Source organism: Bradyrhizobium sp. Kon58 (genome assembly GCF_055807455.1).
In genome coordinates, this window is record NZ_JBVVOT010000003.1 from 369,202 (window position 1) to 394,184 (window position 24,983).

Below are 24,983 nucleotides of genomic sequence, written 5' to 3' on the forward strand. Positions count from 1 at the left end.
CGCCGCGCCTCACTCATCCCCTGCGAGCAGGGCAGCGTTGCCGCCGGCTGCTGCGGTGTTGATCGTCACGGTCTGCTCGGTCGCGAAGCGCGCGAGGTAGTGCGGGCCGCCGGCTTTCGGGCCGGTTCCGGACAGGCCGTTGCCGCCGAACGGCTGCACGCCGACCACGGCGCCGATCATGTTGCGGTTGACGTAGATGTTGCCGATCTGCACGCGGTCCACGATCGCCTCGATGGTATCGTCGATGCGGGAATGGATGCCGAGCGTCAGCCCGTAGCCGGTGCGCTCGATCGCTTGCAGGACGCGTTCGAGATTTTCGGCAGGGTAGCGCACCACGTGGAGGATCGGGCCGAACACCTCCGAGGTGAGCTGGCCGGCATCCCCAAGCTCGAAAATATGCGGCGCGACGAAGCAGCCCTCGGGCGCGGTGCCGGCAAAGTGCAGCCGCGCCTCTCTCTTCATCCGTGCGATATGCGCATCGAGGCGCTGCTTGGCCTCGACATCGATCACCGGACCGATATGGGTTGCAACATCGCTGGGGTCGCCGATCTTCAGCTCGCGCGCGGCGCCCGCGATCATCTCGATCATGCGGTCGCCGACGTCCTCCTGCACGAACAGCAGCCGCAGCGCGGAGCAGCGCTGGCCGGCGGAACGAAACGCCGAGGTGACGACGTCGTCTGCGACCTGCTCGGGCAGTGCAGTCGCATCCGCGATCATGGTGTTGATGCCGCCGGTCTCCGCGATCAGCGGCACGATCGGCCCGTCCTTGGCGGCCAGCGCCCGGTTGATGCTGCGCGCGACCTCGGTTGAGCCGGTGAAGACGATTCCGGCGATATCGGGATGCGCCGTCAGCGCGGCGCCGACGCTGCCGTCGCCGGCGATGAGGTGCAGCGCGCTTGCGGGGATGCCCGCCTCGTGCAGCAGCCGCACCGCCTCCACCGCGATCCGCGGGGTCTGCTCTGCGGGCTTGGCCACCACGCTGTTGCCGGCCATCAGCGCGGCCGTGACCTGGCCGAGGAAGATCGCCAGCGGAAAATTCCAGGGCGAGATCGCCACGAAGACGCCACGGCCGCGCATGGCCAGCGCATTGCTCTCGCCGGTCGGACCCGGCATCGCCACATCGTTGCCGAACAGCTTGCGGCCCTGCGCGGCATAATAGCGGCAGAAGTCGGCGGCCTCGCGCAACTCCGACAGGGCATCGTCGAGCGTCTTGCCGCCCTCGCGTTGCAGGAGGGCAATGAAATGGGGCGCGCGGTTCTCCAGAAGATGCGCGGCCTGCTCCAGCGCCGCCGCGCGCGTGGCTGCCGGAGTCCGGCTCCAGGCGGCAAAGCCGGCGCGCGCTGCAGCCACTGCCGCATTGGCCTGATCCGGCGTTGCGTCCGCGATCGGTTTGAGGTCGATCGTCTCGGCTTTGACCTCCGTCAGTAACCGGTCGAGTGCGGCGCGCGCGCCGAACTCGACGCCACGTGAATTGCGCCGCTCCGGCGCGAACAGGTCGCACGGCAGTGGAATTTTGGGATGGGCGGCCTGCTGCGGCCGGACGATGGCATCCGCCGGACGTTGCAACAGCGCCGTAACCGGCACGCGGTAATCGGACGCCTGCGCCACGAAGGAGGAGTTGGCACCGTTCTCCAGTAGTCGCCGCACCAGATAAGCGAGCAGGTCGCGATGGCTGCCGACCGGGGCGTAGGTGCGGTAGGCGATCTCGGGGTGATCCTTGGCGAGCTGCTCGTAGAGCGCCTCGCCCATGCCATGCAGGCGCTGGAATTCGAAGCCGCCGTTCGCACCGGCAAGCTCCAGCACGGTCGCGACGCTCAGCGCGTTGTGGGTGGCGAATTGCGGGAAGATCCGCGGCCGCAGACTCAACAGCTTTTGAGCGCAGGCGACGTAGTTCAGATCCGTCATCGCCTTGCGGGTGAACACGGGATAGCCGTCGAGCCCGCGCTCCTGCGCGCGCTTGATCTCGGTGTCCCAATAGGCGCCCTTGACCAGCCGCACCATCAGCTTGCGGTCGTGCGCGCGGGCGAGCGCATCGACATAGTCGATCACGTCGCCGGCGCGCTTCTGATAGGCCTGGATCGCGAGGCCAAATCCGTCCCAACCCGCAAGCGAGGGATCGGTGAGCGTTGCCGCGATCACGTCGAGCGACAATTCCAGCCGGTCGGCTTCCTCGGCATCGACGGTGAAATTGAGGTCATGGGCCTTGGCGCGCTGCGCCAGGTCCAGCAGTTGCGGCACCAGCTCAGCCATCACGCGGCCGCGGCTGATCGCCTCCAAGCGCGGATGCAGCGCCGAGAGTTTGACAGAGATGCCGGGCCGGTCGGGCAGGGGATGGTTGCCGGCCGCCTTGCCGATCGTCTCGATCGCGCTGGCATAGGCGTCGAAATAGCGCTTGGCGTCGGCAGCCGTGCGCGCGCCTTCGCCGAGCATGTCGAAGGAATAGCGCGCCCTCTCGCCGGAGCGCGGCCGGGCCCGCTCCAGCGCCTGCGCGATCGTCTCGCCCAGCACGAAATGATTGCCCATCAGCCGCATCGCCTGGCGCGTGGCGGTGCGCACGGCCGGTGCGCCCAGCCGCTTCACCAGCCGGCCGATGGTGCCGTCGGGCGTCTCGCCGGGCTGGATCACCCGTGCCGAGAGGCCCAATGCCCAGGCCGAGGCGTTGACCAGGAAGGCGGTGGACTTGGTCTCGTGGTGGATGAAGTCGCCCTCGCCGAGCTTGTCCTCGATGAACTGGTCGGCGGTGCGCGCGTCAGGCACGCGCAGCAGCGCCTCGGCCAGCACCATCAAAGCGAGCCCTTCCTTGGTCGAGAGCGCGAATTCCCGCAGCATGTCCTCGACGCCGCCAAGACCGCCGCCAAGTCGATCGTCGCGCTTGCGGATGGCTTCGATCAGCCGTGTCGCGGTGCGATCGATCCTCGCCTCCTGCGGCGGGCCGAGATGCGCAGACGGCAAAAGGCGCGCGGCGATATCGGCATCATCGGGCGCGTAGGCGGCGGAGAAGGGAGGCGGAATGTTCGGCATGGCGTGTCCTGTGGCTCCAATCCAGGATAATGCCCACGCTACCTTAGCTCGATAGACAATTTAGCTGATTTGGCTTAGGAAATGAGGCTTAGTAGCCATCAGGCCTTATGAAATATGGAACTAGATCGAACCGACCGCAAAATCCTCTCGATTTTGCAGCAGGACGGGCGAATCGCCAATGTCGAGCTCGCGGAACGCATCGGGCTGTCGCCGACCTCGATCGGCGAGCGGCTGAAGCGTTTGCAGCGAGAGGGCTTTATCGAGGGCTATGGCGCGCGACTCAACCCGCACCGGCTCGGCCTCGGGCTCCTGGTCTTCGTCGAAGTGCTGCTCGACAAGACCACGCCTGATAATTTCGAGCGTTTTGCCCGCGCCGTGAAACTCGCGCCCGAAGTGCTGGAGTGTCACATGGTTGCCGGCGGCTTCGACTATCTTGTGAAGGCGCGGCTGGCGGACATGACCGCGTATCGACGTTTCCTCGGCGAGACCTTGCTGTCGATGCCCGGCGTGCGCGAAACGCGAACCTATGCGGTGATGGAAGAGATCAAGCGCGACGCACCATTGCCGGTGGACTAACGAAGTGCAGCCGCGATTGTCATTGCTGTGGCATTGAACGGGCGGTCTTCGCGGGCAAATAGTTCTCCGTGTGCAATCGCAACGCTTGTCGTCGAATGCACTGACCGTCTTCTGAAATTTCTTGGCCCGTCTCCCGGATCAATCCGGGAGTTAGCAACAGCCGGCGGGCTTATACTTTGAGGTTCTCTGCGGAGCTTTTGCCTCGGTTTGCGATCTCTTCATATTCCACCGTCTGTCCTTCGTTCAGGGACGACAGACCGGCTTTCTGCACTGCCGAGATATGCACGAACACATCCTTGCCGCCCGACGCAGGCTGGATAAATCCATAACCCTTCGTCGGGTTGAACCACTTGACCGTACCTTTAGCCATCACGACTTCTCCGCGGGTCTTCCTCCGAGATCGCGAACCGCCAGTCCCCGCCAACCGGCCGGTTCGGTCCTAATACGATACGCGGAATGTGGCTGGCTTGGTAGCTCAAACCACATCCGCCTTTCGCCGAATTCCGCTCAACTTCGCGGCGTTTTTGCCGGATTTGCCCGTTTCGCGGTCACTTGGTCCGCGCGCCGCGCGCTCTCCGTCAATAAGTCGCGGCCAGATAATCGACGATCTTGCCGACGTCGGCATCGTCGATGGGGGCGCCATAGACCTTGATCATCTTGGTCACCTCGGCCTGCCAGAAACCTTTCTTGTCCTTCATCGGCGGCTGCGTGTTGATGTAGTCGGCGGAGTGGCAGGCGCTGCAATTGCCCTGCACGACTTCGAGATTGGGCCCGGGCTTGAACGCCGCGACCTCATCGGGGGTCTTGTAATTGACCGGTGCCGCAAGTGCCGAATCCACCACGGCGGCGAGGGCGAGCGTGATGGCGAGGAAAACGGTGCGCTGCATGATCATTCCCCTCAAGCCACGGTGACGCGGACGGTTTCGACGACGTTGCGCAAGTAACCCGCCGGATTCCAGCGCGGCGTATCCGGCTGGGTTTCGCCGCCATTGCCGGTGGCGCGCACCTTGAGCTCGTGGGAGCCCGCCGCGAGCTTCACCGGCAGCGTCCATTCACGGAACGAGTATTTGCCAAGGTCCTTGCCGAGCCTGGCGCCGATCCAGGTCTTGCCACCGTCGGTGGAGACCGCGACCTCCTTAATACCCTTGCCGCCGTCGAAGGCGATGCCGCGCAACGTCGTGCCGCCTGCTTTCAGCTTGGCTCCGTCGGGGACGCTGGTGATGAAGGAACGGATGGTGAAGCGGTTGATCGGGATCGTCGCCTTCGGTGCGGTGCCCGGCTCGACCGCATTGTTCGGCGTGTCCGGAATGCGATAGGCCGACTTCATCCAGAAGCCGTCATAGACATTGTCGATGACGGTGATCTCGTTGACGTGCTTGACCCAATAGGTGCCGAAATAGCCGGGCACGATCAGGCGCAGCGGAAAGCCGTTGAGGAACGGCAGGTCCTCGCCGTTCATGCCATAGGCCAGCATCACCTCGCCGTCGCTGGCGTGATCGATATCGAGCGCCTTGACGAAGTCGGGCGTCTTGTCGCTGACCGGACCGTCCATGCCGTTGAAGGTGACCTGCTTGGCGCCGCTCTGCACGCCCGCCATCGCCAGCACCGCCTTCAGCGGCACGCCGCGCCAGCGCGCATTGCCCATCGCGCCGTTGGCGAGCTGGCCGCCGGCCACGCGCGGATCCAGGAAGCCGCGGCTGTTGCCGGAGCACTGGTTGACGGCGACGATCTCGGTCGCCTTCATCTTCCTTATGTCCTTCAGCGACAGCTTGAGCGGCTTGTCGACCTTGCCCTTGACCTCGAGGGTGAACTTGTCGGGGTCGAGATTGTAGGGCAGGTCGGAAAGGTGATAGCGCACGAAGAACGCGTTATTCGGCGTGATCGGGCCGTCGTTGAAGACCGCGAACGGCGTCTCGAGCTGCGGCGGGCGGCTGGTCAGGCCGATCATCGGCCGCTTCTGCGGATATTTCACCAAGGGCCGTTCGCCATTGGCGAAGGGCAGGGCGACGGTGTCGAGTGCCAGCGCTTTGGTCGAGTTCAGTGCAGTCGCAACAGCGGCAAGGCCCGCTCCTTTGAGCAGGTCGCGTCGATCGAACATGTGGTCTCCTCCCGGAGCTTTTCGGTGGATCACGGTCATCACCGCGATCTCGCACTCATGTGTCGCAACGACTCAGTTGAAGTCAATTCGTGCTTTCGCAGCAGGCCCATGCCGCTGCGTTGCAGCAAGCCGGTGTTACGCGGACTCGAGTCGTAACCGCCGCGACGGTGCACTCCCTCGCCCCGTTCTTACGGGGAGAGGGTTGGGGTGAGGGGCTGCTTCCGCAAGGATGGTAAGAGTTGGACACGCGGAGAGTCCCCCCTCATCCGGATCGCTCCGCGATCTGACCTCTCCCCGCAAGCGGGGCGAGGTTGCGCCTCACGCAGCCACGCGTTCGCCGCGATCGACGAGCGCCGACAGCTCCCTCGCGTCCGCGACGACGCGCACGGCCATTGGTTCGTCGCGGCCGCGGATCGCGACCTCCTGCTGCGGCAGCGCATCGTCGGCAAGGCCCGCGGTGCGGCGGACTTCCTCCGAGACGATCGCTTCGCAGGCCAGTGTCTTGGTCATGTCCTGGAGGCGGGCCGCGACGTTGACGGCATCGCCCAGCGCCGTGAACACGATGTGATCGCGATAGCCGATGTCGCCGATGATGACCTCGCCGCCGTGGATGCCGATGCCGAAGCGGATCGGCTGGCGCAGATCGTGGCTCAGGAGCTCATTCAGATCGTCGATTTGCCTGGCGATGCCGGCGGCGGCCCTCAGCGACTGCCGGCAGGCCTCTTGCGGATCGGCGCTCAGCCCGAACAGCGCCAGCATGCCGTCGCCGACGAATTGGTTCGGCTGGCCGCCATTCTCGATCACGGCCTGCGAGACGGCGCCGAGGAAGCGGTTGACGATGAAGACGGTGTCGAACGGCAGCCGCTTCTCGGCCAGCTGCGTCGAGCCGCGCATGTCCACGAACAGGCTGACGAGATAGCGCTCCTGGCCGATTCTGGCAGGCGTCGAGGCCTGTGTGCTCGCCGTCAGGGTGTGTGCGGTGAAGAGCTGGAAGAAGGAGAGATCCGACGTCGGCCGCAACTGGCAGGCCAGCCTGATCGAGGGGTCGCTGGTGCCGACACGGGTGAGCACGAACGCCTCGCGCTGCGACGGCTCGGGCAGGGCGCCATGATCGCCGATGATGCGGATGCGGCAGGTCGAGCAGCGGGCGCGGCCGCCGCAGACGCTGGCATGCGGCACATTGTGGCGCAGGCTCGCCTCCAGCACGGAGAGGCCTTTTGGCACCCGCACCGTCTTGCCGTTACCGTAGGACAGCGCGATCATGCCACCGCGTCGTTCGCGCAAGGCCCGTACGCCGCGTGCGGCGAGCGCCAAGGCGAGCAATCCGAGATAACCGGCGGTGAGGCCACCGGTGATGCGGTCGAGCGTCGTGGCTTCGGCAGCCGTGCCGACCTGGCGGCGTGTGAGATTATGCGTCCGCCATTCCCCGTCGTCGGCCTCGACCTCGACGCTGCGGCCACCCTGGTAGACACCCAGCAGCGACAGCGTCGGGATCAGCACGGCCGCCGCGAGCAGATAGGGCGCCGCGCGCGTGAAGAACGGTTTGAGGCGAAGCCAGAAATAGATGCCGATGCAGCCGTGCACCCAGGCGATCAGAAGCAGGATCGTCATGGTCCAGATACGGTTCGACGCGACGAAGAACAGATAGAGTTCCTGCGGATAGAGTTTTTGGTGCCCATAAAGCGTCTGGCCGAGCCGCACGCCGATCACATGCGCCATGACCAGCGCGGGGATGCTCAAGCCCAGCACGAGCTGCAGCGGCTCGACCGTCCGCCAGCGGAACTGCCGGCGCTGATACAGTGCATAGATGCCGAGCCCCATATGCGTGAGCGCCGCCGTGTAGAACGTGATCGCAACCGGCAGGAACTGCCAGAACAGCGTGTGGTAGGTGACCCCGATCTCCATGGCATCGACCGAGATGTTGCCGAGCGCATGGTTGAGGAAATGGCTGACCACATAGGCGAACAGAATGACGCCGCAGACCAGCCGCACCTGGCGCAAGCTGATCGCGCGGGAGAGCTCGGAAAATCGTGAGGATGCGGTTGCGGCCATGATTCGCTTGTATCAGTTCATGAAGGAGAACAGCCAGCGCCGCGTTTAATTCCGGGGGTGGACAGCTTGCGGGATCACATCCGCGGCAAGCCGCCGCACACTCGACGTCGTCCCGGACAAGCGCGCCCTTGGGCGCGCGCAGATCCGGGACCTATAGCCACAGGACCGGGTTTGGCGACGACTCGTGGTGATCAGCTCGCCAAACCCCTTCCTGTGGTTATGGGTCCCGGGCTCGCGACTGCGTCGCGCCCCGGGACGACAGCGGTGTATGCGGTCCCAGCTTCGGTCCCCCCAACATTGACTCCCCCTCCCAGGTTGGCGAAAAGCGCCGCCGTGGCGACAGCTCCCGACATCACGATGCCCCCCGCCGGCGCGGCGCGCCGGCCGCTCGTCATGGCCACGGCGATCGTCGCCGCGATGACGCTGCTGCGCATCGTCTACGCCTCGGCCATCGAGCTGCGCACGGACGAGGCCTATTACTGGACGTGGTCGCAGGAGACGGCGCTCAGTTTCCTGGATCATCCCCCCGGCATCGCCTGGCTGATCCGGTTCGGCACTGCGATCTTCGGCGACACCAGGCTCGGTGTGCGCTTCGGCGGCATCGTCGCGATGCTGGTGACGCAGCTCCTGCTCGCCGATATCGTCCGCCGCCTCACCCACGACATGCGCGCCGTCGTGCTCGCGGTGCTGATGCCGGAGGCCGCGCTCTATTACGGCCTGCTGATGGCCAAGGTCGCGCCCGATGTCGCCATGATCCCGTTTGCGGTGGCGATGATGTGGTCCCTGGTGCGGCTTGCGCAGGGCGGCGACGGCCGCTGGTGGCTCGCCGCCGGCCTGTTCGCCGGATTGGCGATGCTGTCGAAATTTACCGTGATCATGTTTGCGCCTGCCGTTGCCGCCTTTCTGCTGGTGCCGGATTGGCGCTGGCGCTGGCTGCGCAGCCCCTATCCGTATCTCGCGGTGCTGATCGCAATCGTCGTGTTCTCGCCCGTCCTGATCTGGAATGTGCAGCACGACTGGGCCGCAATCCGCTTCCAGGGCGTGCGCGCCACCACCAGTTACGGCATCTCGCTCCGCACCTTCGGCGATTACATCGGCCTGCAATTCGGACTGGTCGGCTTCGTCATGCTGCCGGTGGTGCTGACGGGAGTGGTGATGACGGCGTGGCGCGGCTATCGCACGCGCGAGCCGGTCGCGATTTTGTTGTCGACCGCGGTCCTGGTGCCGTTTCTCTATTTTCTCGCGAAATCCCTGACCCTCCGCGTCGGCGACACCTGGCCGATGTTCATGTGGCCGGTCGGTTTCGCCGCCGCCGCTGTCAACCTCACCATGTTGCAGCGTGAAAAATGGTCTGCGCGGATGATCAGGTCGGCGCTGTTCTGGGCCAACACAGCGGTGGTCTCCGGCATCGCCTTTGTCGTGGTCGTGTTCCTCTATTACGTCGCCGCGCCGTGGAATTTGCTCAGCAAGATCGATCCGATCGGCGCCGAGTCCGGCTACGAGCAGGTTGCCGCGCGCGCACAGGCCGCATTGGATGAAACCGGTGCGACCTGGATCGCCACCACGGACTACCGCACCTATGCCATGATGCGCTGGCTGTTCAGGGGCCGCGTGCCCGTGATCGAGATCAACGAGCGCGGCCGCTTCCAGGACTTTCGTGATCCCGGCCTGGACCGGATCAAGGACCACGCCGGCATCTATGTCGGGCGCGAGCCGGACAATCATTCATCGCTATGGGAGAACATCCCCGCCAAGCGCGAGCCGCTCGGTCAAGTCGAGCGCCGCTGGCGCGGCCTCGTGATGGATACGTATGTGCTAGAGAAGCTGTCTGGCTGGACCCCAGTGCTGTCGCCGCCGAAGAACTCGCCGCTATTCCAGTGGCGCGTGCTGGCGGGGGAATTCGAGAGGCGTATGCTCAGCTAGCGCGGCAAGCTCCGAATTCCCTTCTCCCCTTGTGGGAGAAGGTGGCGCGAAGCGCCGGATGAGGGGTATCTCTCCGCAAATTCGAGTGAGAGTTGGACTCGCGGAGAGAGACCCCTCACCCGTCTCGCCGCTTCGCGTCGAGCCACCCTCTCCCACAAGGGGAGAGGGGAAAACGAGCGCGTCGCGCAAACAGAACGCTACTCCTCCTCGTCCTTCTTCCGCAGCAGATCCGTCGCGAGATCCGACAGCTTCGGCGGCGGCAGTGCCGCGAACGGCAGCGGCCGTGTGACGTCGATCGCGGCGAGGCCCAGCCGCGCCGTCAGCAATCCATTCAGCATGCCTTCGCCCAGCCGCTGCGACAGCTTCGCCGCAATGCCGTGGCCGAGCATCTGCTGCACCAGGCTGTCACTCGCCGCCATGCCGCCGGTGATGGCGAGATGGGCGATGACGTGGCGGAGCAGGCGGATCATGCCGAGCGCACCGGGACGGCCGCCATAGAGAAAAGCGAGCTGGCGTATCAATCTCAGCGAGGCCACGAACACGAACAGCACGTCGATCAGCGCGCGGGGCGAAACCGCCGTGACGATCGAGACCTTCTGCGCGGCTGACGACACCAGCCGCCGCGCCTCGATGTCCAGCGGCGACATCAATTCGCGCTCGGCGAGCCGGATCATGTCGGCGCCGTCGATGATCTCGCCGGCGTGGCTCTCCAGTGCGGCACGGGCGCGCGCGAGCTGCGGGTTCTGATGTGCGATCTTGAGCAGATCCTGCACGATGATGCGGCTCTCCTTGCGATCGTCGCTGGCAAGGACGGCGGCCGCGCGCTGATGCAGCTTTTCGATCGTTGCCAGCCGCGCCAGCCCGTACGCCTCGCGTCCGGTCACCACCGCGAGCGCAAGCGCGGTGACGGAGGCAAGCGCCAGTCCGACGAAGCCGAGGCTTTCGCTGCGCGCAAACAGATCCTCGATCAGACGGACGACGCCGAGCCCGACCCCGAGCAGCGTCAGCCCGGCAACGCCGGACCAGAACAATGCGCCCCAGGGGAAGCCGCGCCGCGCCGGGAGCGCGGATGCGATCGGCACCGGCAAATTCGCCGGATCGGGCTCCGGCGTGATCTGGATGGTGGTGCGGCCGAGCCGGGTCGTCTCGTCGGCCTCCGTGACGACGACGCCGGGGTCGTCGAGCCGGAACGTCGCCGGTCGCCGTGGCTTCGATCGGTCGTTCATGACAATTTGTCTCCGATCAGGAACTGCAAGGCACGGTCGAGGCGGATGTGAGGCAGCGCCGGCTGGTCGGCCCCCTCGCGCTCGAGCTTTGGCGGACGGAAGCGCAGGAAGCGAAAATCGCTCTTCTCGGCGGCCTCGGTCGAGAGCCCGCGGAACGCGTCGGTGCCGTTGAACAGCGGCTCGGGATCGAGCGGCAGGTCGCCCGGAAAGGTCGCGACCTCGGTGTTGCCGTCGAAGAACTCGCCGCCGGCGCTTTCGCCCGCGGCCGGCGTCCCCAGGATCGAGGGCAATTTGTCACGGCCATGCGCGACCTGCGCCTCGCGGGTGGCGCGGACGGCGGCGAGCGCGACGACGTCGATCGCCGCGCCGGTCGTTTCCGCGCGCGCAACCGCATGGGTGACCGCGCGGCGCAGCACGGCCTCAAGCCGGTCGTGGCTGGAATGATGCAGATGATCCGCCTTGGTCGCCGCGAACAGAACGCGGTCGATCCGCGGCCGGAACAGGCCGGAGAGGATCGTGCTGCGGCCGATGTTGAAGCAGTCGAGAATGCCCGCGAGCGCGGCTTCGAGATCGTGCAGCGCTTCGGGGCCGGCATTGAACGCGGCGAGCGCGTCGGCCAGCACGATCTGGCGATCGAGCCGGGCAAAATGATCGCGGAAGAACGGCCGCACCACGACGTCCTTGTAGGCCTCGTAGCGGCGCACCATCATCGCCCACAGCGATCCTTCCGGTGCCTGGCCGCCCGCGGGCACGTCGAGCGGCGCAAAGGTCAGCGCCGGTGTGTCGGCGAGATTGCCCGGCATCAGGAAGCGGCCGGGCGGCAGCAGGCTCATCGCAAACCGCTCGTCGCGGCAGCCTTGCAAATAGCCCCTGAACAGCTTTGCGGCCGTCAGCGTCGCCTGCTCGTCCTCGCGCGCCTCGGGCTTGAGGGTTGCGAGATGCGCGTGCCAGTCCGCGGCAAGATGGACGCGCGGCGCCTCGCGCGACAAAGCGAGACTTTCGGCTGACCATTGCTCAAAGCTCTTCTGCAGCAGCGGCAGGTCGAGCAGCCACTCGCCGGGATAGTCGACGATGTCGAGCGTCAGTGTGCGGTCGGCGCCGTTCGGGCGCTGGTAGTCGATCACGAGCCTGAGCTCGCTGATGTCGACAGTCGAGCTCGGCCAGCGCCGCTCCTCGATCAGCGCGCGCAGATGGCTCTCATAGGCAAAGCGCGGCACGGCGTCGTCCGGCTGCGGCGCCAGATGCGCCCGCGCGATCCGTCCGGATGAATAGGCCTCGAACACCGGAAACCGGCCGCCACGGGTGAGGCCGTGGATCAGCGCGGTGATGAACACGGTCTTGCCGGCCCGCGACAGGCCGGTAACCCCCAATCGTACCGTCGGATTGAAGAAATGTTCGCCGTAGTCGATCAGCGCCCGAGCCGACAGGCGCGCCTCCTCGAACATATCCTGGAAACTAAATGCCATATGAACGTTGGGAATCCCGGGCGGGGGCGGATACGTAAAAAGGACTAGTCACAAAAGTGGCAACTGGCTGAGGAAAATCAAGCTTCATACTTCCACCGTCTTTGTCGGCAAATCAGCCGTTTGAACGACGCGCCGATCCCGAAACACCCATACAAGAGGGTATTGTCTCACTTTGCGGATTGCCATGACCGTCTTCCAACTGAAACAGCTCGCGTCCTCCTCCGTCCACGCAGCCGCCGACGCGATCGGCTGGCATTACGACCGCGCCGAGCTGATCGCCGACGGCGTGATCCACGCGATCGGCGTGCTCTGCGGCATCGTCGCTGCGACCGTGCTGGTGGTACTGACGGTGCTCTATGCCGACGCAACCGACATCGTCGGGGTCTCGATCTACGTCGCCGGCCTGCTCTCGATGCTGGTTTTGTCGGCGACCTATAATCTCTGGCCGATCTCGCCGGCCAAATGGCTGCTGCGGCGCTTCGACCATTCGGCGATCTATCTCCTGATCGCGGCGACCTACACGCCGTTCATCCTGGAGGTGAAGGACAGCGGGTTCGCGCTGGTGCTGCTCGCCGGCGTCTGGTGCGTGGCACTCCTCGGCATCGTGCTGAAACTTCTCTACCCCGGCCGGTTCGACCGCGTCGCGGTCGGCATCTACCTCGCGATGGGCTGGAGCGGCGTGATGCTCTACGATTCCGTGGTCAAGGCGCTGCCTGCGCTGGTGCTGGGCTTCATCCTTGCGGGTGGCCTGCTCTACAGCTTCGGCGTGATCTTCCATGCCTGGCGACGGCTGCGCTTCCAGAATGCGATCTGGCACGGCTTTGTCTTGGCCGGCGCGGCGTGCCATTATACCGCGGTGCTCGACCTCGTGTTGAGCTGAGCAAGCTCCGCGAGGCGGAATGAGCGAAGCGGTATAAGACAAGAGGAGACGTCGCATGCAGGTGACCGGCAAGGTCGTGGTCGTCACGGGCGGCGCCAACGGCATCGGCAAGGCGCTGTGCGAAGCCTTTCACAAGGCGGGTGCGGCCAAGGTCGTGGTCGCCGACATGGACGCGGACAATGCGCGGGCGGTCGCAGCCACGGTGGATGGCGCGGCCTTCAAATGCGACGTCGCGCAGGAAAAGGATATTTCCCACGTCATCGAGGAGACCGAGCGGCAGTTCGGCCCGATCGAATTGTTCTGCTCCAATGCCGGCATCGGCGGCGGTTTCGACCCGATGTCGGTCAACGCCGGCGGCGCCTCCGACGAGCCCTGGCAGCGCAGCTGGGCTATTCACGTCATGGCGCATGTCTATGCGGCGCGGCATCTGATCCCGCGCATGAAGGCGCGCGGCGGCGGTTATTTCCTCAACACCATCTCGGCCGCGGGCCTGCTGTCGCAGGTCGGCAGCCCGGCTTACTCCACCACCAAGCATGCCGCGGTCGGCTTTGCCGAAAATCTCGCGATCTCGCACAAGGCGCACAACATCCGCGTCTCGATCCTTTGTCCGCAGGGTGTCGACACCAACATGCTGCGTTCGATCCCCAAGGGCCCGCAATCCGGCGACGGCGACCTTTCGCCCGAGCAGGTCGCCAAGGACGTGCTCGCTGGCCTCGATCAGGAGACTTTCCTGATCCTGCCGCACCCGCAGGTGCTCGGCTACATGCGCAAGAAGACCGAGAATTACGACCGCTGGATCGGCGGCATGGCCAAGATCCAGGCCAGGATGCGCGACGAGTTCGGGACGTAAGGAAGAGGCTTGCCACGACCTGCGGTGTCGTAGCCCGGATGGAGCGAAGCGTAATCCGGGAAAGTCTTTCCGCCGCACGCAAGGCCCCGGATTGCGCTCCGCTCCATCCGGGCTACGGACTCACGCCGCAGTCCGCCCCTCGTCCTCCACCCGGCTCTGCCGCAATGCCTGCGCATAGAGCATCATCCCTTCCCGCACCGTGCGCTGCTCGGCCTCCGTCAGCGCGGCAAGGGCGCCGCTCACCTGCTGCCGTCCGAACGCGTGCAGCGCCTCCAGCGTGCGGCGGCCCTTCGCCGTTAGCGACAGCTGCTTGCTGCGTGCATCGGTTTCGTCGGGCGTCTCCCGCAGCTCGCCGCAGTCGACTAGCTTGCGCACCAGGCGGCTGACGCTCGATTTCTCCAGCCGCAGGAAATCGCCGAGCTCGCCCGAATTCATCGGGCCGCGGATACCGATCTCCAGAATGGTGTGCACGGCCGACGGCGGATAGTCCGATGCCGCCACGGTCGCATCCATGAAGCCGAGCTCCCGCACCATCAGGCGCGAGGCCGCGCGAATGTCGTCGATCAGCGAAAGACCGGTCATGCTTGACTCCGCGCATATAGTTGTACGATACAACTATATGCGCGCAACGACGCGCGCAAGCGTTTGGAGCGAGCCATGAGCGGAATTTTGCCTGCGGGGGTGCGAATGAGGGGCAAGGTCTGCCTGGTGACGGGCGGCGGCAGTGGCATCGGCCGTGCCACGGCGTTGCGAATGGCGTCCGAAGGCGCGGAGGCGATTGTCGTGGCGGGCCGGCGCGAAGCCGAGATCGACGCCACCAGCGCGGCGTGCCGCGAACTCGGTACGGACGCCATCGCGATCAAGACCGATATCACGTGCGAGGACGACGTCGCGCGCCTGGTTGGCACTGCGGTCGAGCGTTGCGGCCGGCTCGACGTCGCCTTCAACAATGCCGGCTTCCAGGAGCGCCGGGCGCCGCTGGAGCAGCAGGGCACGGATGTCTACGACAGCGTGTTCGACACCAATGTCCGCGCGCTGTTCCTGTGCTTGCGCCATCAATTGCCAGTCATGCTCGCGCAAGGCCGCGGCAGCATCGTCGTCAACGCCTCCGTCAGCGGCGTGCGCAATCCCAATCCCGGCTTCTCGCTCTACTCGGCATCCAAAGCTGCAGCGATCTCGCTGACACGCTCTGCTGCGATGGAAAACGCTCCACGCGGCATCCGCATCAACGCCGTCGCGCCCGGCCGCGTCGTCACCGACATGATGCTGCGCGCCGGGGTCGGCGATGTCGCAACCGTCGCCGCCGGTCTGCCGCTGCGGCGGATGGGCAGCCCGGAGGAGGTGGCCGAGGCGGTGGTCTGGCTATCGTCCGACGCGTCGTCGTATGTCGTCGGGCATGTGCTGGCGGCGGATGGGGGATTTTTGGCGTCGTAGATTTGGGCGGTCGCGCCAAACATTCGCTGTCGTCCCGGCCTAGTGCGCAATTGCGCACGGGGGCCGGGACCCATAACCCCAGGGAGTAATTTGGCGAAGATTGGTTGTTCGGGATTAGCAATGCGCGCAATCGATAGATCACGCGGTATGGGTCCCGGCCTGCGCCGGGACGACGATGTGGATATACCGTGCGTCCCTAATGCTTCTGGCCGTACAGCACCGGCACCGCCGAATCCACGATCACCTCGACAAGGCTCGTGCCTTCGTGCGCCATCCCGCGCTTGAGCGCCTCGCCCAGCTCCGCCGCCTTGCTCACCCGCACCGCATGGCAACCCATGCCCTCGGCGAGCCGGACGAAATCGATCCCCGGCAACTCCAGTCCCGGCACGTTGCGCACCTGCATCACCTGGCTGAACGAGCGCATCGCGCCGTAGCCGGAATTGTTGATGACGACGATGGTGAGCGGCAGCTTGCGCTGCGCGGCGGTCCACAGCGCCTGGATCGAATACATCGCCGAGCCGTCGCCGATCAGGCACACCGTGCGGCTCTTTGGTTTGCCGAGCGCCATGCCGACCGCGGCCGGCAGCGAGTAGCCGAGGCCGCCGCTCGCCATGGTGTAAAAACTGTCCTGACCGCGCATCGGCATGAACTTCTGCATCGCTGGCCGGTGCGAAGGGATTTCCTCGACCAGCGACGCGCCGTCCGGCATCGCCTGCGACAGCGAATGCAGCAGGAATTCGACCGGCAGCGGATCGGCGGCTTGCGGGGCCGGCGGCAGCGTTCGCCCCTTCGGTGCCGCGCGCTTGCTCTCGGGCAGGAGCTCGAGCAGCATCGCGAGCGCCGGCTTCATCGTCGCGATGATGCTGGTTCCGACCGGCGTCACCGCTGCGGCATCCGGGTCATCGGTGATCTGGAAGATCGTCGCGTCGCCGTCGAAGATCGCGGCGTGGCCTTCGACGTGGAAGGTGAACACCGGCGCGCCGATCACGACGACGAGGTCGTGCTCCCGTAATGCGTCGGAGAGCTGCGCGGGAGAGGCGTGCAGGAAACCTGCAAACTGCGGATGGCGCTCGGGGAACGAGCAGCGCGCCGAAAACGGGCTGACCCAGACGCTGGCCTTGGCCTTCTCGGCCACGCGCACCATCAAATCGACCGCACCGGCGCGGTCGACGCCGGGCCCGACGACGAGGGCAGGGTGCTTGGCAGAACCGAGCGCGGTGACCAGCGCCTTCATCGCGTCAGCCTCGGGCCCGATCTCGCGGCTGACTTTGCGGGCTTCGATGGGAGCTGCCGCATGCGCCCAGTCGTCGACCGGGATCGAGACGAAAGTCGGCCCGCATGGCGGCTGCATCGCGGTGTAATAGGCGCGCGCGATCGCGGCCGGCACGTCCTCGGGCCGCGCCGGCTCGACGCTGTACTTCACATAAGGCCGCGGGAATTCGGACGCACGCTCCGCATACAGGAACGCCTGCAACGGGAGGATCGAGCGCGCCTGCTGGCCCGCGGTGATGACCAGCGGCGTCTGGTTGCGATGCGCGGTATAGATGTTGCCGAGCGCATTGCCGACGCCGGCGGCCGAATGCAGGTTGACGAAGCCGGCATTGCGCGTGGCCTGCGCATATCCATCGGCCATGCCGACGGCCGAGGCTTCCTGAAGCGCGAGCACGTAGTCGATATCGTCGGGCCAGTCGCTCAGGAACGGCAGCTCGGTCGAGCCTGGGTTGCCGAACACTTTTTTGATGCCGAAGGAGCGCAGCAGGTCGAGCGTCGCCTGCTTGACGGTGACGGATTTGCTGCCGGTCTTGCCGTTCTTCGCCATGGTTTCCGTTCCTTGATGTTTATCGGCGCCGCTAACCCGCCCGTCATTGCGAGCGCAGCGAAGCAATCCAGAATGCCGCCGCGGTGACAGTCTGGATTGCTTCGTCGCTTCGCTCCTCGCAATGACGAGGAGAGACTATCACCACACCGCGGTCCCCTTCATCGTCGGCTGCCCCTCCGCGTTCGCGGTCCACAGCTCCATGCCATCAGCGGTCTCGTTGGCGTTGATGGAGAACTCCGAGCCCTCGAACAGCGGCTGCAACCCGCGATAGGTGAACTTCTTCGGCGGCTTGCCGCCGCGCAGCTTCGCGGCCATCTCGACGATGAAGGTTGCCTGCAACGGCCCGTGGAAGATCAGCCCCGGATAGCCCTCGACTTTGGTGACGTAGTCGCGGTCGTAATGAATGCGGTGGCCGTTGAAGGTCAGCGCGGAATATCGAAACAGCAGCACGGGATCGGAGACATGGGTCTCGCGATGCTGCGCCTTGGGCGGCGGAGGCGGGGTCTTTGCCGGCGCAGGCGTCGTCGTCATCTCGCGATAGACGATGTCCTGCCGCTCCCGGATGGCGATGCCGCGCGGCGAGGAGATGCTGTGCTCGACTGAGACGAAGCACAGCGTGCCGGTCGAGCCTGATTTCACCTGCACGTCCGCGATGCGCGAGGTCCGCGTCGATTCGTCGCCGACGCGCAACGGCTGCAGGAACTCGATCTCGCCGCCGGCCCACATCCGGCGCGGCAGCGGCACCGGCGGCAGGAAGCCGCCGCGGGTGGGGTGGCCGTCGGGGCCGAGCATCGCCATCGGAAACACCGGCTGCGCCAGGCACCAATGCACCGTGAACGGCGCCGCATCGCCGGACTTGGGCGCGCCGACCTCCTGGAACAGCGTCGCGCGCAAACCCTTCACAAGCTGCGCGGTGACGGTGTCGGTTGCCTCTTCGCTGCGGCCGATCCACTGCCTGAGATGATCGATGTCGAGCTTCCCGGTCATGACGCCTCGCTCTTGTTGTTATGATTTCTTGACCGGTCGTTCGCCGATCCCTGGCACCGCGCCATAGCTGCGCGTTTCGCCGACAATGATCGGCGCCGGCGCGGGGTAGCTGACACGTCCCTGCGGCGTGTCCACCTCGATGCGGCGCAGATGCGGATGTTTGGTGAGGTCGGCCATGGTGTTGACCTCGGCAAAGGCGATATCGGCATCGGACAGTCGCTTCAATAGCTCATCGCGCGTCATCTTGCCAAAGGCATCCGCGACTGTCTTGTCGGTGAAGTCGCGGTTGCGCACGCGCTCGACCATGTTGGCAACGCGCGGATCTGCGGGCAGATCGGGTTGGTCCAGCACTTTCGCGCAAAGCGTCTTCCACTCGCGCTCGCTCTGGATCGAGATCAGGATGTCCTTGCCGTCGCTGGACGTGAACACGCCATAGGGTGCGATCGAGGGATGGCGCAGCCCCATGCGCTTGGGCGGATTGCCGGCTTCCGAGTTGAGCAGCGGCACGGTGCACCAGTCCGCCATCACGTCGAACATGGAGATGCGGATGTCACAGCCCTTGCCGGTGCGTCCGCGCCCGATCAGCGCCTCCAAAATCGCCGCATGCGCGGTCGCGCCGGTCGCGACATCGACGATCGACATGCCGACGCGCGAGGCGCCGTCGGGATTGCCGGTAATCGAGGCAAGGCCGCTCTCGGCCTGGATCAGCAAATCATAGGCCTTGCGGTGCGCATAGGGGCCCTCGTCGCCATAGCCGGTGATCGTGCACGAGATCAGTTTTGGATAGTCCTTCAGCAGCCGCTCGCGCGAAAAGCCGAGCTTGTCCATCGAGCCCGGCTTGAGATTCTGGATCAGCACGTCGGCGCTCGCGATCAGTCTCTCCAGCTCGGCGCAGCCCTCCTTGGTGGCGAGATCGACCACCGCCGATTGCTTGCCGCGGTTGAGCCACACGAAGTAGCTGCTCTGGCCCTTGGCCGCCGCGTCATAGCCGCGGGCGAAATCGCCTTCGGGCCGCTCGATCTTGATCACCTCCGCGCCGGCATCCGCCAGCCGCGACGAGCAGAATGGCGCCGCCACCGCCTGCTCGACCGCAATCACCCTGATCCCGTCAAGAGCTCCCATGATGCTGCCTCAGTACGAACGGGGCATGCCGAGCACGTGCTCGGCGATGAAGGACAGCACGAGATTGGTCGAGATCGGCGCCACCTGATAGAGCCGCGTCTCGCGGAATTTGCGCTCGACGTCGTACTCCTCGGCAAATCCAAAGCCGCCATGGGTCTGGACGCAGGCATTGGCCGCTTCCCACGACGCATCAGCCGCGAGCATCTTTGCCATGTTGGCCTCCGCGCCGCAGTCGAGCCCGGCTTCGTATTTGCGCGTCGCTTCCTTCACCATCAGCTCGGCCGCGCGCATCGCGGCGTAGGCCTTGGCGATCGGAAACTGGATGCCTTGATTCTGGCCGATCGGCCGGCCGAAAACGCTGCGCTCCTTGGCGTAGTTGGTGGCTTTGGCGATGAACCATTTCGCGTCGCCGACGCATTCGGCCGCGATCAGGATGCGTTCGGCATTCATGCCGGAGAGGATGTAGCGAAAACCCTTGCCCTCTTCGCCGATCAGATTTTCCGCCGGCACCTTCATGTCGGTAAAGAACACTTCGGTGGTGGCGTGGTTCATCATGGTGCGGATCGGGCGGATCTCGAGGCCCTTGTTCTTGGCCTCACGCATGTCGACGATGAACACCGAAAGACCGTCGGTGCGCTTCTTGACCTGGTCCTTCGGCGTGGTCCGCGCCAGCAGAAGCATCAGGTCAGAATGTTCGGCGCGGCTGGTCCAGATCTTCTGGCCGTTGACCACGTAGCCGGCATTGCCGTCCTTGCGTGCGAAGGTCTTCAGCGATGTCGTGTCGGTGCCGCTGGTCGGCTCGGTGACGCCGAAGGCCTGCAGGCGCAATTCGCCGCTCGCGACCTTCGGCAGGTATTTTGCCTTCTGCTCGTCATTGCCGTGCCGCAGCACGGTGCCCATCGTGTACATCTGGGCGTGGCAGCCGCCGCCGTTGCAGCCCGCGCGCTGGATCTCTTCGAGGATCGCGGCGGCCGCTGAAAGCTTCAAGCCCGCGCCGCCATATTCCTCGGGGATCAGCACCGAGAGATAACCGGCCTCGGTCAGCGCGTCGACGAAGGCTTTCGGGTAGGCCATCTCACGGTCGAGCTTGCGCCAGTATTCGCCGGGAAACTGCGCGCACAGCTTTGCGACGGCCTCGCGGATGTCGGCGTGATGTTCGGTGTGGTGTTCTTCACTCATGGGGTTTCCCGTATGTGCGGCAGGTAGGATAACGCCGGCCGATCCTCTGGCGTTGTGAAAACAATGCCAGCCCCCTATGCTCATTTGCTATAGCGTATGGAGTAGCCTTCCAGGATTGGCAAGCATGGATTTCCGTCAGCTCAGGACCTTCAGTTGCGTGGCGGAGCTCGGCAGCCTCTCCAAGGCGTCCGACACGTTGCGCGTGGCGCAGCCGGCGCTCTCCCGGCAGATCAAGCTGCTGGAACACGAGCTGCGCACCGAATTGTTCACCCGCAACGGCCGCGGCATGGTGCTCACGGATGCCGGCCGCCTGTTGCTGGCGCGCACCTCCGGCATCGTGCGGCAGATCGACCAGATCCGCGACGACATCCAGTCGTCCAAGGGGCCGCCGTCCGGCCAGGTCGTGCTCGGCCTGGTCCCGACCGTGAGCTGCGTGCTGTCGGCTCGCTTCGCGCGGCGCTGCGTCGAAAAATTTCCCGGCATTTCGCTGCGCATCGTCGAGAGCTACAGCGGCCATCTCGTCGAATGGCTGCATCGCGGCGAGATGGATCTCGCCATCCTCTACGGCCGCTCCGCCGATCTGCATCTCAACGTGGAGAGCTTGGGGCGCGACAACATCGTCGCGGTGGGTCCGCGCGGTTGCGGCCTGGCGCGCAAGAAGAGCGTCGATGTCGGCTGGCTGCTGCGGCAACAGCTGGTGCTGCCCAGTCATTCCCACGGTCTCCGCGCGCTGATCGAGCATGCGGCGGCGCAGCGCAAGATCAAGCTCAACGTCCAGCTCGAGGCGGATTCGTTCCGCGTGCTCACCAGCCTCGTCGAGGAAGGCCTCGGCTTCGCGCTGTTGCCGCCCTCGTCGGTCCACGCCGAGGTCGCGGACGGGCGGCTGGAAACGGCCGTCGTCTCGAAGCCGATGACGCGCGAGCTCATATTTGCCTCTCCGATCGACCGTCCGGTCTCGACGGCCTCGGTTGCCGTCACCACCCTCCTGCGCGAGGAAGTCGCCGCCTGTCGCAAGGACGGCGTGTGGGACATCAAGTTGAGTTAGATGTGCCGGTGCGGTTTAGGACAGAAGGCCGTATGCGACCCATCGCATGTTGTGCGAGCTGTCATGCCGGAATTTTATAGCTGGGTTCGTGCGCCGCCAGTTTGGCGGGCATGTGCCGCCAAAACCTCGTCATTGCGAGCGCAGCGAAGCAATCCAGCAATCTTTCCGCCGTGGCGGTCTGGATTGCTTCGTCGCAAGGGCTCCTCGCAATGACGGAGGATGAGCCTACCCCGGAATCCTCACCGGCAGCGACTCATATCCCTTGATGAAGCTCGAATAGATCCGCTTGGGCTCGCCGACCACCTCGATACGGTCGAAGCGCTTCAGCATCTCTTCCCAGACGATCTTGAGCTGGAGCTCGGCGAGGCGCATGCCGACGCAGCGGTGGATGCCGAAGCCGAAGGAGAGGTGGGTGCGCGGCCGCGGGCGATCGATGACGAACTCGTTCGGCCGCTCGAACATCTCCTCGTCGCGGTTGCCGGAGACGTACCACATCACGACGCGGTCGCCCTTCTTGACGTGCTTGCCGCCAACTTCAGTGTCCTGCAGCGCGGTGCGCCGCATATGCGCGAGCGGGGTCTGCCAGCGGATCACCTCGGGCACCATGGAATCGATCAATTCCGGGTTGGCGCGCAGCCTGTCGTACTGCTCCGGATTCTCGTTCAGCGCCAGCACCGAGCCCGTCATGGTATTGCGCGTGGTATCGTTGCCTCCGACGATGAGCAGGATGATGTTGCCCATGAGATTGTCGGGATCCATGAACCGCGTGGCGTCGTTGTGCGCCATCAGCGACAGCAGATCGTTGCGCGGCGCGGAGTTGACCCGCTCGTTCCAGAGCTTGGACATGTAGGCGTAGCATTCGTCCATCTCGCGGCGGCGCTCTTCGGCCGAAGCCACGATGCCGCTCTTGGGCAGCGCGGTCGCGACATCGGACCAGCGCGTCAGCTTGCGCCGTTCTTCCCAGGGAAAGTCGAACAGGGTGGCAAGCATCTGCGTCGTCAGCTCGATCGAGACGCGCTCGACGAAATTGAAGGTCTCGTTGCGCGGCAGATTGTCGAGCACGGTCTGCGAACGCTGGCGGATCAGTTTCGCCAGTTCGTCCAGATGCGTCGGCGTGAACATCGGCGACACCGTCTTGCGCTGCGACGAATGACGCGGCTGGTCCATGGCGATGAAGCTCGGCCAATCATAACCTTCCGGCACGTCGCGGATTCCGATGCCGCCGAGCGTCGAGTCAGAGGAGAACAGGCCGTGGTTGGTGTCGACATGCATGATGTCGTTGTACTTCACCACCGACCAATACGGCTCGATCGGCGCGTTGGTGCAGTAATGCACCGGCTCTTCCTTGCGCAGCCGCTCGAACCACGGCCACAGGGTGTCATCCTGGAACAGCCTTGGCGCGCCCGGGTGGAACTGCGCCAGCGGGGTCGCATAGGCCTCCTCGTGAGCCCTGCGCATGCGTTCGGCCTTGTCGGCTTGGACCGGAGTCTGGATGTTCATGGTGGTTGCTCCAGTGTTTGAATCGGACGCCGGGACGCAGTTCACTTCGCCCCGCTTGCGGGGAGAGGTCGGATCGCATCGCTAGATGCGATCCGGGTGAGGGGGAGTCTCCACGAGTCGGCTGTCACCGTCCTCGTGGAGACTCCCCCTCACCCCACCCTCTCCCCGCAAGCGGGGCGAGGGAGAGAAGCACCGGCGTATGCCACATCACGCCGCAATCTTCACCGGCAAGGTTTCGAGACCCTTCACGAAACTCGAATAGACCCGCTTGGGTTCGCCGACCACCTCGATGTGGTCGAATCGCTTGAGGATCTCTTCCCAGATAATCTTGAGCTGGAGTTCGGCAAGCCGCAAGCCGACGCAGCGGTGGATGCCGAAGCCGAACGAGAGATGCGTGCGCGGGCGAGCGCGGTCAATGATGAATTCGTAGGGCTTTTCGATCGCGTCGGCGTCACGGTTGCCCGAAACGTACCACATCACGACCTTGTCACCTTTCTTGATCTGCTTGCCGCGGAACTCGAAGTCCGCAAGCGCGGTGCGGCGCATATGGGCCAGCGGCGTCTGCCAGCGGATCACTTCCGGCACGAAGCTGTCGAGCAGCGCGGGGTTTTCGCGCAGCTTGCGATATTGCTCCGGATGCTGGCTGAGTGCATCGAGCGATCCGGACATGGTGTTGCGAGTGGTGTCGTTGCCGCCGACGATCAAAAGGATGAGATTGCCAAGAAAGTTTTTTGCGTCCATGTCGCGCGTCGCGGCACCATGCGCCATCATCGACAACAAGTCGCTCTTGGGCGGCTGCTCGATGCGCTCCTTCCACAGCCGCGCGAAATAGCCCGCGCATTCCGTCAGCTCGGCCTGACGCTCGTCTTCGGTGGCGACGAGGCCGTCGGGTCCGGGAATGGTGGTCGCGATGTCCGACCAGCGCGTCAGCTTGCGGCGGTCCTCCCAGGGGAAGTCGAACAGCACGGCGAGCATCTGCGTTGTGAGCTCGATCGAGACGCGGTCGACCCAGTCGAACACCTCGCCGCGCGGCAGATTGTCCAGGCACTCGGCCGAGCGCTTGCGGATGCTCAGCGCGAGATTGTCCAGATGCGTCGGCGTGAACATCGGTGCCACGGTCTTGCGCTGCGCCGCGTGGCGCGGCGGGTCCATCGAGATGAAGCTCTCGCGGCGCAGTTCCGGATCGATGTCGCGGATGGTGATGCCGCCGAGCGAGGAGGCCGAGGAGAACACCGAATGATTGGTCTCGATCTCCATGATGTCGTTGTAGCGCGTCACCGACCAATACGGGCCGAACATCGAGTCCTTGCAATAGTGCACGGGATCTTCGCGGCGCAGGCGATCGAAATAGGGCCAGAACGTATCGGTCCTGAACAGCTCGGGGTCGCCCGGATCGAACTGCTCCAGCGGCAGTGACGTTGCGCGTGCGCGTAACGCGTCGAGCTTCGCCGCGCTTTCGATGGTCCCATGCATGACCGCTCTCCCTGACATGAACCGCGCGTTCTCGTTGAATTCTGCGCTGCGGTATTTGATTTGCAATTACAGCCGGTTGTCTGCGCCGGAGCAAGGGCGAGTTTTGCCACATGGGTGTGATGTAGCCCGGATGGAGCGGAGCGAAATCCGGGATTCGGTCCGCCACTGCCGCTCTCCCGGATTGCGCTGCGCTCCATCCGGGCTACGGGACATTCGCGAACGTGATCTCGCGCACGCCCTCGGCCGTGGAATCGTGCCAGAAATCGACCGGAATCGAGCCAAATCGAACCCGCCAATCTTGGGGATCGACTAATCTCTGATCTATAAGTTTG

20 protein-coding genes are annotated in these 24,983 nt (G+C 65.1%); 6 read left to right on the top strand and 14 right to left on the bottom strand.

Annotation, left to right across the window (positions count from 1 at the left end; all coding sequences use genetic code 11):
* Window positions 1–9: 9 nt before the first annotated feature.
* Window positions 10–3,021, bottom strand: coding sequence for a bifunctional proline dehydrogenase/L-glutamate gamma-semialdehyde dehydrogenase PutA (gene putA, locus AC0L20_RS08195; protein ID WP_473288128.1), 3,012 nt, complete (start codon window positions 3,019–3,021; stop codon window positions 10–12).
* 114 nt (window positions 3,022–3,135) lie between these two features.
* Between putA and AC0L20_RS08200 the strand changes: the two genes are divergently transcribed.
* Window positions 3,136–3,597 (top strand): Lrp/AsnC ligand binding domain-containing protein, encoded by a 462-nt coding sequence (locus AC0L20_RS08200; RefSeq protein ID WP_007596520.1) that lies wholly within the window; start codon window positions 3,136–3,138, stop codon window positions 3,595–3,597.
* 169 nt (window positions 3,598–3,766) lie between these two features.
* On the opposite strand, the gene AC0L20_RS08205 is transcribed toward AC0L20_RS08200, so the two are convergent.
* The 4 genes from AC0L20_RS08205 to AC0L20_RS08220 all read right to left on the bottom strand — a co-directional run bounded on the left by AC0L20_RS08205 (window position 3,767) and on the right by AC0L20_RS08220 (window position 7,747).
* Window positions 3,767–3,967 carry a cold-shock protein gene (locus tag AC0L20_RS08205; protein ID WP_007596519.1) on the bottom strand — a complete coding sequence of 67 codons (201 nt, stop codon included), beginning with the start codon at window positions 3,965–3,967 and terminating at the stop codon, window positions 3,767–3,769.
* Between the two features lie 208 nt (window positions 3,968–4,175).
* The gene (gene sorB / locus AC0L20_RS08210; RefSeq protein ID WP_473288129.1) at window positions 4,176–4,484 is read right to left on the bottom strand and encodes a SorB family sulfite dehydrogenase c-type cytochrome subunit; all 309 of its coding nucleotides are present in this window, start codon (window positions 4,482–4,484) and stop codon (window positions 4,176–4,178) included.
* A gap of 11 nt (window positions 4,485–4,495) precedes the next feature.
* The gene (gene sorA, locus AC0L20_RS08215; RefSeq protein ID WP_473288130.1) at window positions 4,496–5,695 is read right to left on the bottom strand and encodes a SorA family sulfite dehydrogenase catalytic subunit; all 1,200 of its coding nucleotides are present in this window, start codon (window positions 5,693–5,695) and stop codon (window positions 4,496–4,498) included.
* Window positions 5,696–6,013: 318 nt separating this feature from the next.
* Window positions 6,014–7,747: an adenylate/guanylate cyclase domain-containing protein gene (locus tag AC0L20_RS08220; RefSeq protein ID WP_473288131.1), complete on the bottom strand. Its 1,734-nt coding sequence runs from the start codon at window positions 7,745–7,747 to the stop codon at window positions 6,014–6,016.
* A gap of 357 nt (window positions 7,748–8,104) precedes the next feature.
* Here AC0L20_RS08220 and AC0L20_RS08225 point away from each other — a divergent pair, with 357 nt between their 5' ends.
* The gene (locus AC0L20_RS08225) at window positions 8,105–9,670 is read left to right on the top strand and encodes a glycosyltransferase family 39 protein (protein WP_473288204.1); all 1,566 of its coding nucleotides are present in this window, start codon (window positions 8,105–8,107) and stop codon (window positions 9,668–9,670) included.
* Window positions 9,671–9,867: 197 nt separating this feature from the next.
* Here the strand turns inward: AC0L20_RS08225 and AC0L20_RS08230 are convergent, their stop codons facing one another.
* Window positions 9,868–10,896, bottom strand: a complete 1,029-nt coding sequence (locus tag AC0L20_RS08230) for a YcjF family protein (protein WP_473288132.1) — start codon at window positions 10,894–10,896, stop codon at window positions 9,868–9,870.
* On the bottom strand, window positions 10,893–12,362 hold the full coding sequence (locus AC0L20_RS08235; RefSeq protein WP_473288133.1) for a YcjX family GTP-binding protein: 1,470 nt from the start codon (window positions 12,360–12,362) through the stop codon (window positions 10,893–10,895). The genes AC0L20_RS08230 and AC0L20_RS08235 overlap by 4 nt, the downstream gene beginning before the upstream one ends.
* Before the next feature lie 184 nt (window positions 12,363–12,546).
* On the opposite strand from AC0L20_RS08235, the gene trhA reads away from it, so the two are divergent.
* A complete protein-coding gene (gene trhA, locus AC0L20_RS08240; protein ID WP_473288134.1) occupies window positions 12,547–13,242 on the top strand; it encodes a PAQR family membrane homeostasis protein TrhA in 696 nt (231 codons plus the stop codon).
* Window positions 13,243–13,297: 55 nt separating this feature from the next.
* Complete coding sequence (locus AC0L20_RS08245) at window positions 13,298–14,092, top strand: SDR family oxidoreductase (protein WP_456767893.1); 795 nt, start codon at window positions 13,298–13,300, stop codon at window positions 14,090–14,092.
* Window positions 14,093–14,212: 120 nt separating this feature from the next.
* Here AC0L20_RS08245 and AC0L20_RS08250 read toward each other — a convergent pair whose 3' ends face one another.
* Window positions 14,213–14,674, bottom strand: a complete 462-nt coding sequence (locus AC0L20_RS08250) for a MarR family winged helix-turn-helix transcriptional regulator (protein ID WP_473288135.1) — start codon at window positions 14,672–14,674, stop codon at window positions 14,213–14,215.
* A 75-nt stretch (window positions 14,675–14,749) separates the two neighbouring features.
* Here AC0L20_RS08250 and AC0L20_RS08255 point away from each other — a divergent pair, with 75 nt between their 5' ends.
* Window positions 14,750–15,526, top strand: coding sequence for an SDR family NAD(P)-dependent oxidoreductase (locus AC0L20_RS08255; RefSeq protein ID WP_473288136.1), 777 nt, complete (start codon window positions 14,750–14,752; stop codon window positions 15,524–15,526).
* Between the two features lie 196 nt (window positions 15,527–15,722).
* On the opposite strand, the gene mdlC is transcribed toward AC0L20_RS08255, so the two are convergent.
* The 4 genes from mdlC to AC0L20_RS08275 all read right to left on the bottom strand — a co-directional run bounded on the left by mdlC (window position 15,723) and on the right by AC0L20_RS08275 (window position 20,633).
* Window positions 15,723–17,345, bottom strand: a complete 1,623-nt coding sequence (gene mdlC, locus AC0L20_RS08260) for a benzoylformate decarboxylase (RefSeq protein WP_473288137.1) — start codon at window positions 17,343–17,345, stop codon at window positions 15,723–15,725.
* Between the two features lie 138 nt (window positions 17,346–17,483).
* Window positions 17,484–18,332 carry an HTD2 family dehydratase gene (locus AC0L20_RS08265; RefSeq protein ID WP_473288138.1) on the bottom strand — a complete coding sequence of 283 codons (849 nt, stop codon included), beginning with the start codon at window positions 18,330–18,332 and terminating at the stop codon, window positions 17,484–17,486.
* An 18-nt stretch (window positions 18,333–18,350) separates the two neighbouring features.
* The gene (locus AC0L20_RS08270) at window positions 18,351–19,454 is read right to left on the bottom strand and encodes a CaiB/BaiF CoA transferase family protein (protein WP_473288139.1); all 1,104 of its coding nucleotides are present in this window, start codon (window positions 19,452–19,454) and stop codon (window positions 18,351–18,353) included.
* A 9-nt stretch (window positions 19,455–19,463) separates the two neighbouring features.
* On the bottom strand, window positions 19,464–20,633 hold the full coding sequence (locus AC0L20_RS08275; protein ID WP_473288140.1) for an acyl-CoA dehydrogenase family protein: 1,170 nt from the start codon (window positions 20,631–20,633) through the stop codon (window positions 19,464–19,466).
* A 124-nt stretch (window positions 20,634–20,757) separates the two neighbouring features.
* Between AC0L20_RS08275 and AC0L20_RS08280 the strand changes: the two genes are divergently transcribed.
* Window positions 20,758–21,678 (top strand): LysR substrate-binding domain-containing protein, encoded by a 921-nt coding sequence (locus AC0L20_RS08280; protein WP_473288141.1) that lies wholly within the window; start codon window positions 20,758–20,760, stop codon window positions 21,676–21,678.
* Window positions 21,679–21,903: 225 nt separating this feature from the next.
* Here the strand turns inward: AC0L20_RS08280 and AC0L20_RS08285 are convergent, their stop codons facing one another.
* Both AC0L20_RS08285 and AC0L20_RS08290 read right to left on the bottom strand, forming a co-directional pair.
* Window positions 21,904–23,178: a cytochrome P450 gene (locus AC0L20_RS08285; RefSeq protein ID WP_473288142.1), complete on the bottom strand. Its 1,275-nt coding sequence runs from the start codon at window positions 23,176–23,178 to the stop codon at window positions 21,904–21,906.
* Window positions 23,179–23,385: 207 nt separating this feature from the next.
* The gene (locus tag AC0L20_RS08290; protein WP_219683050.1) at window positions 23,386–24,651 is read right to left on the bottom strand and encodes a cytochrome P450; all 1,266 of its coding nucleotides are present in this window, start codon (window positions 24,649–24,651) and stop codon (window positions 23,386–23,388) included.
* Window positions 24,652–24,983 lie beyond the last annotated feature (332 nt).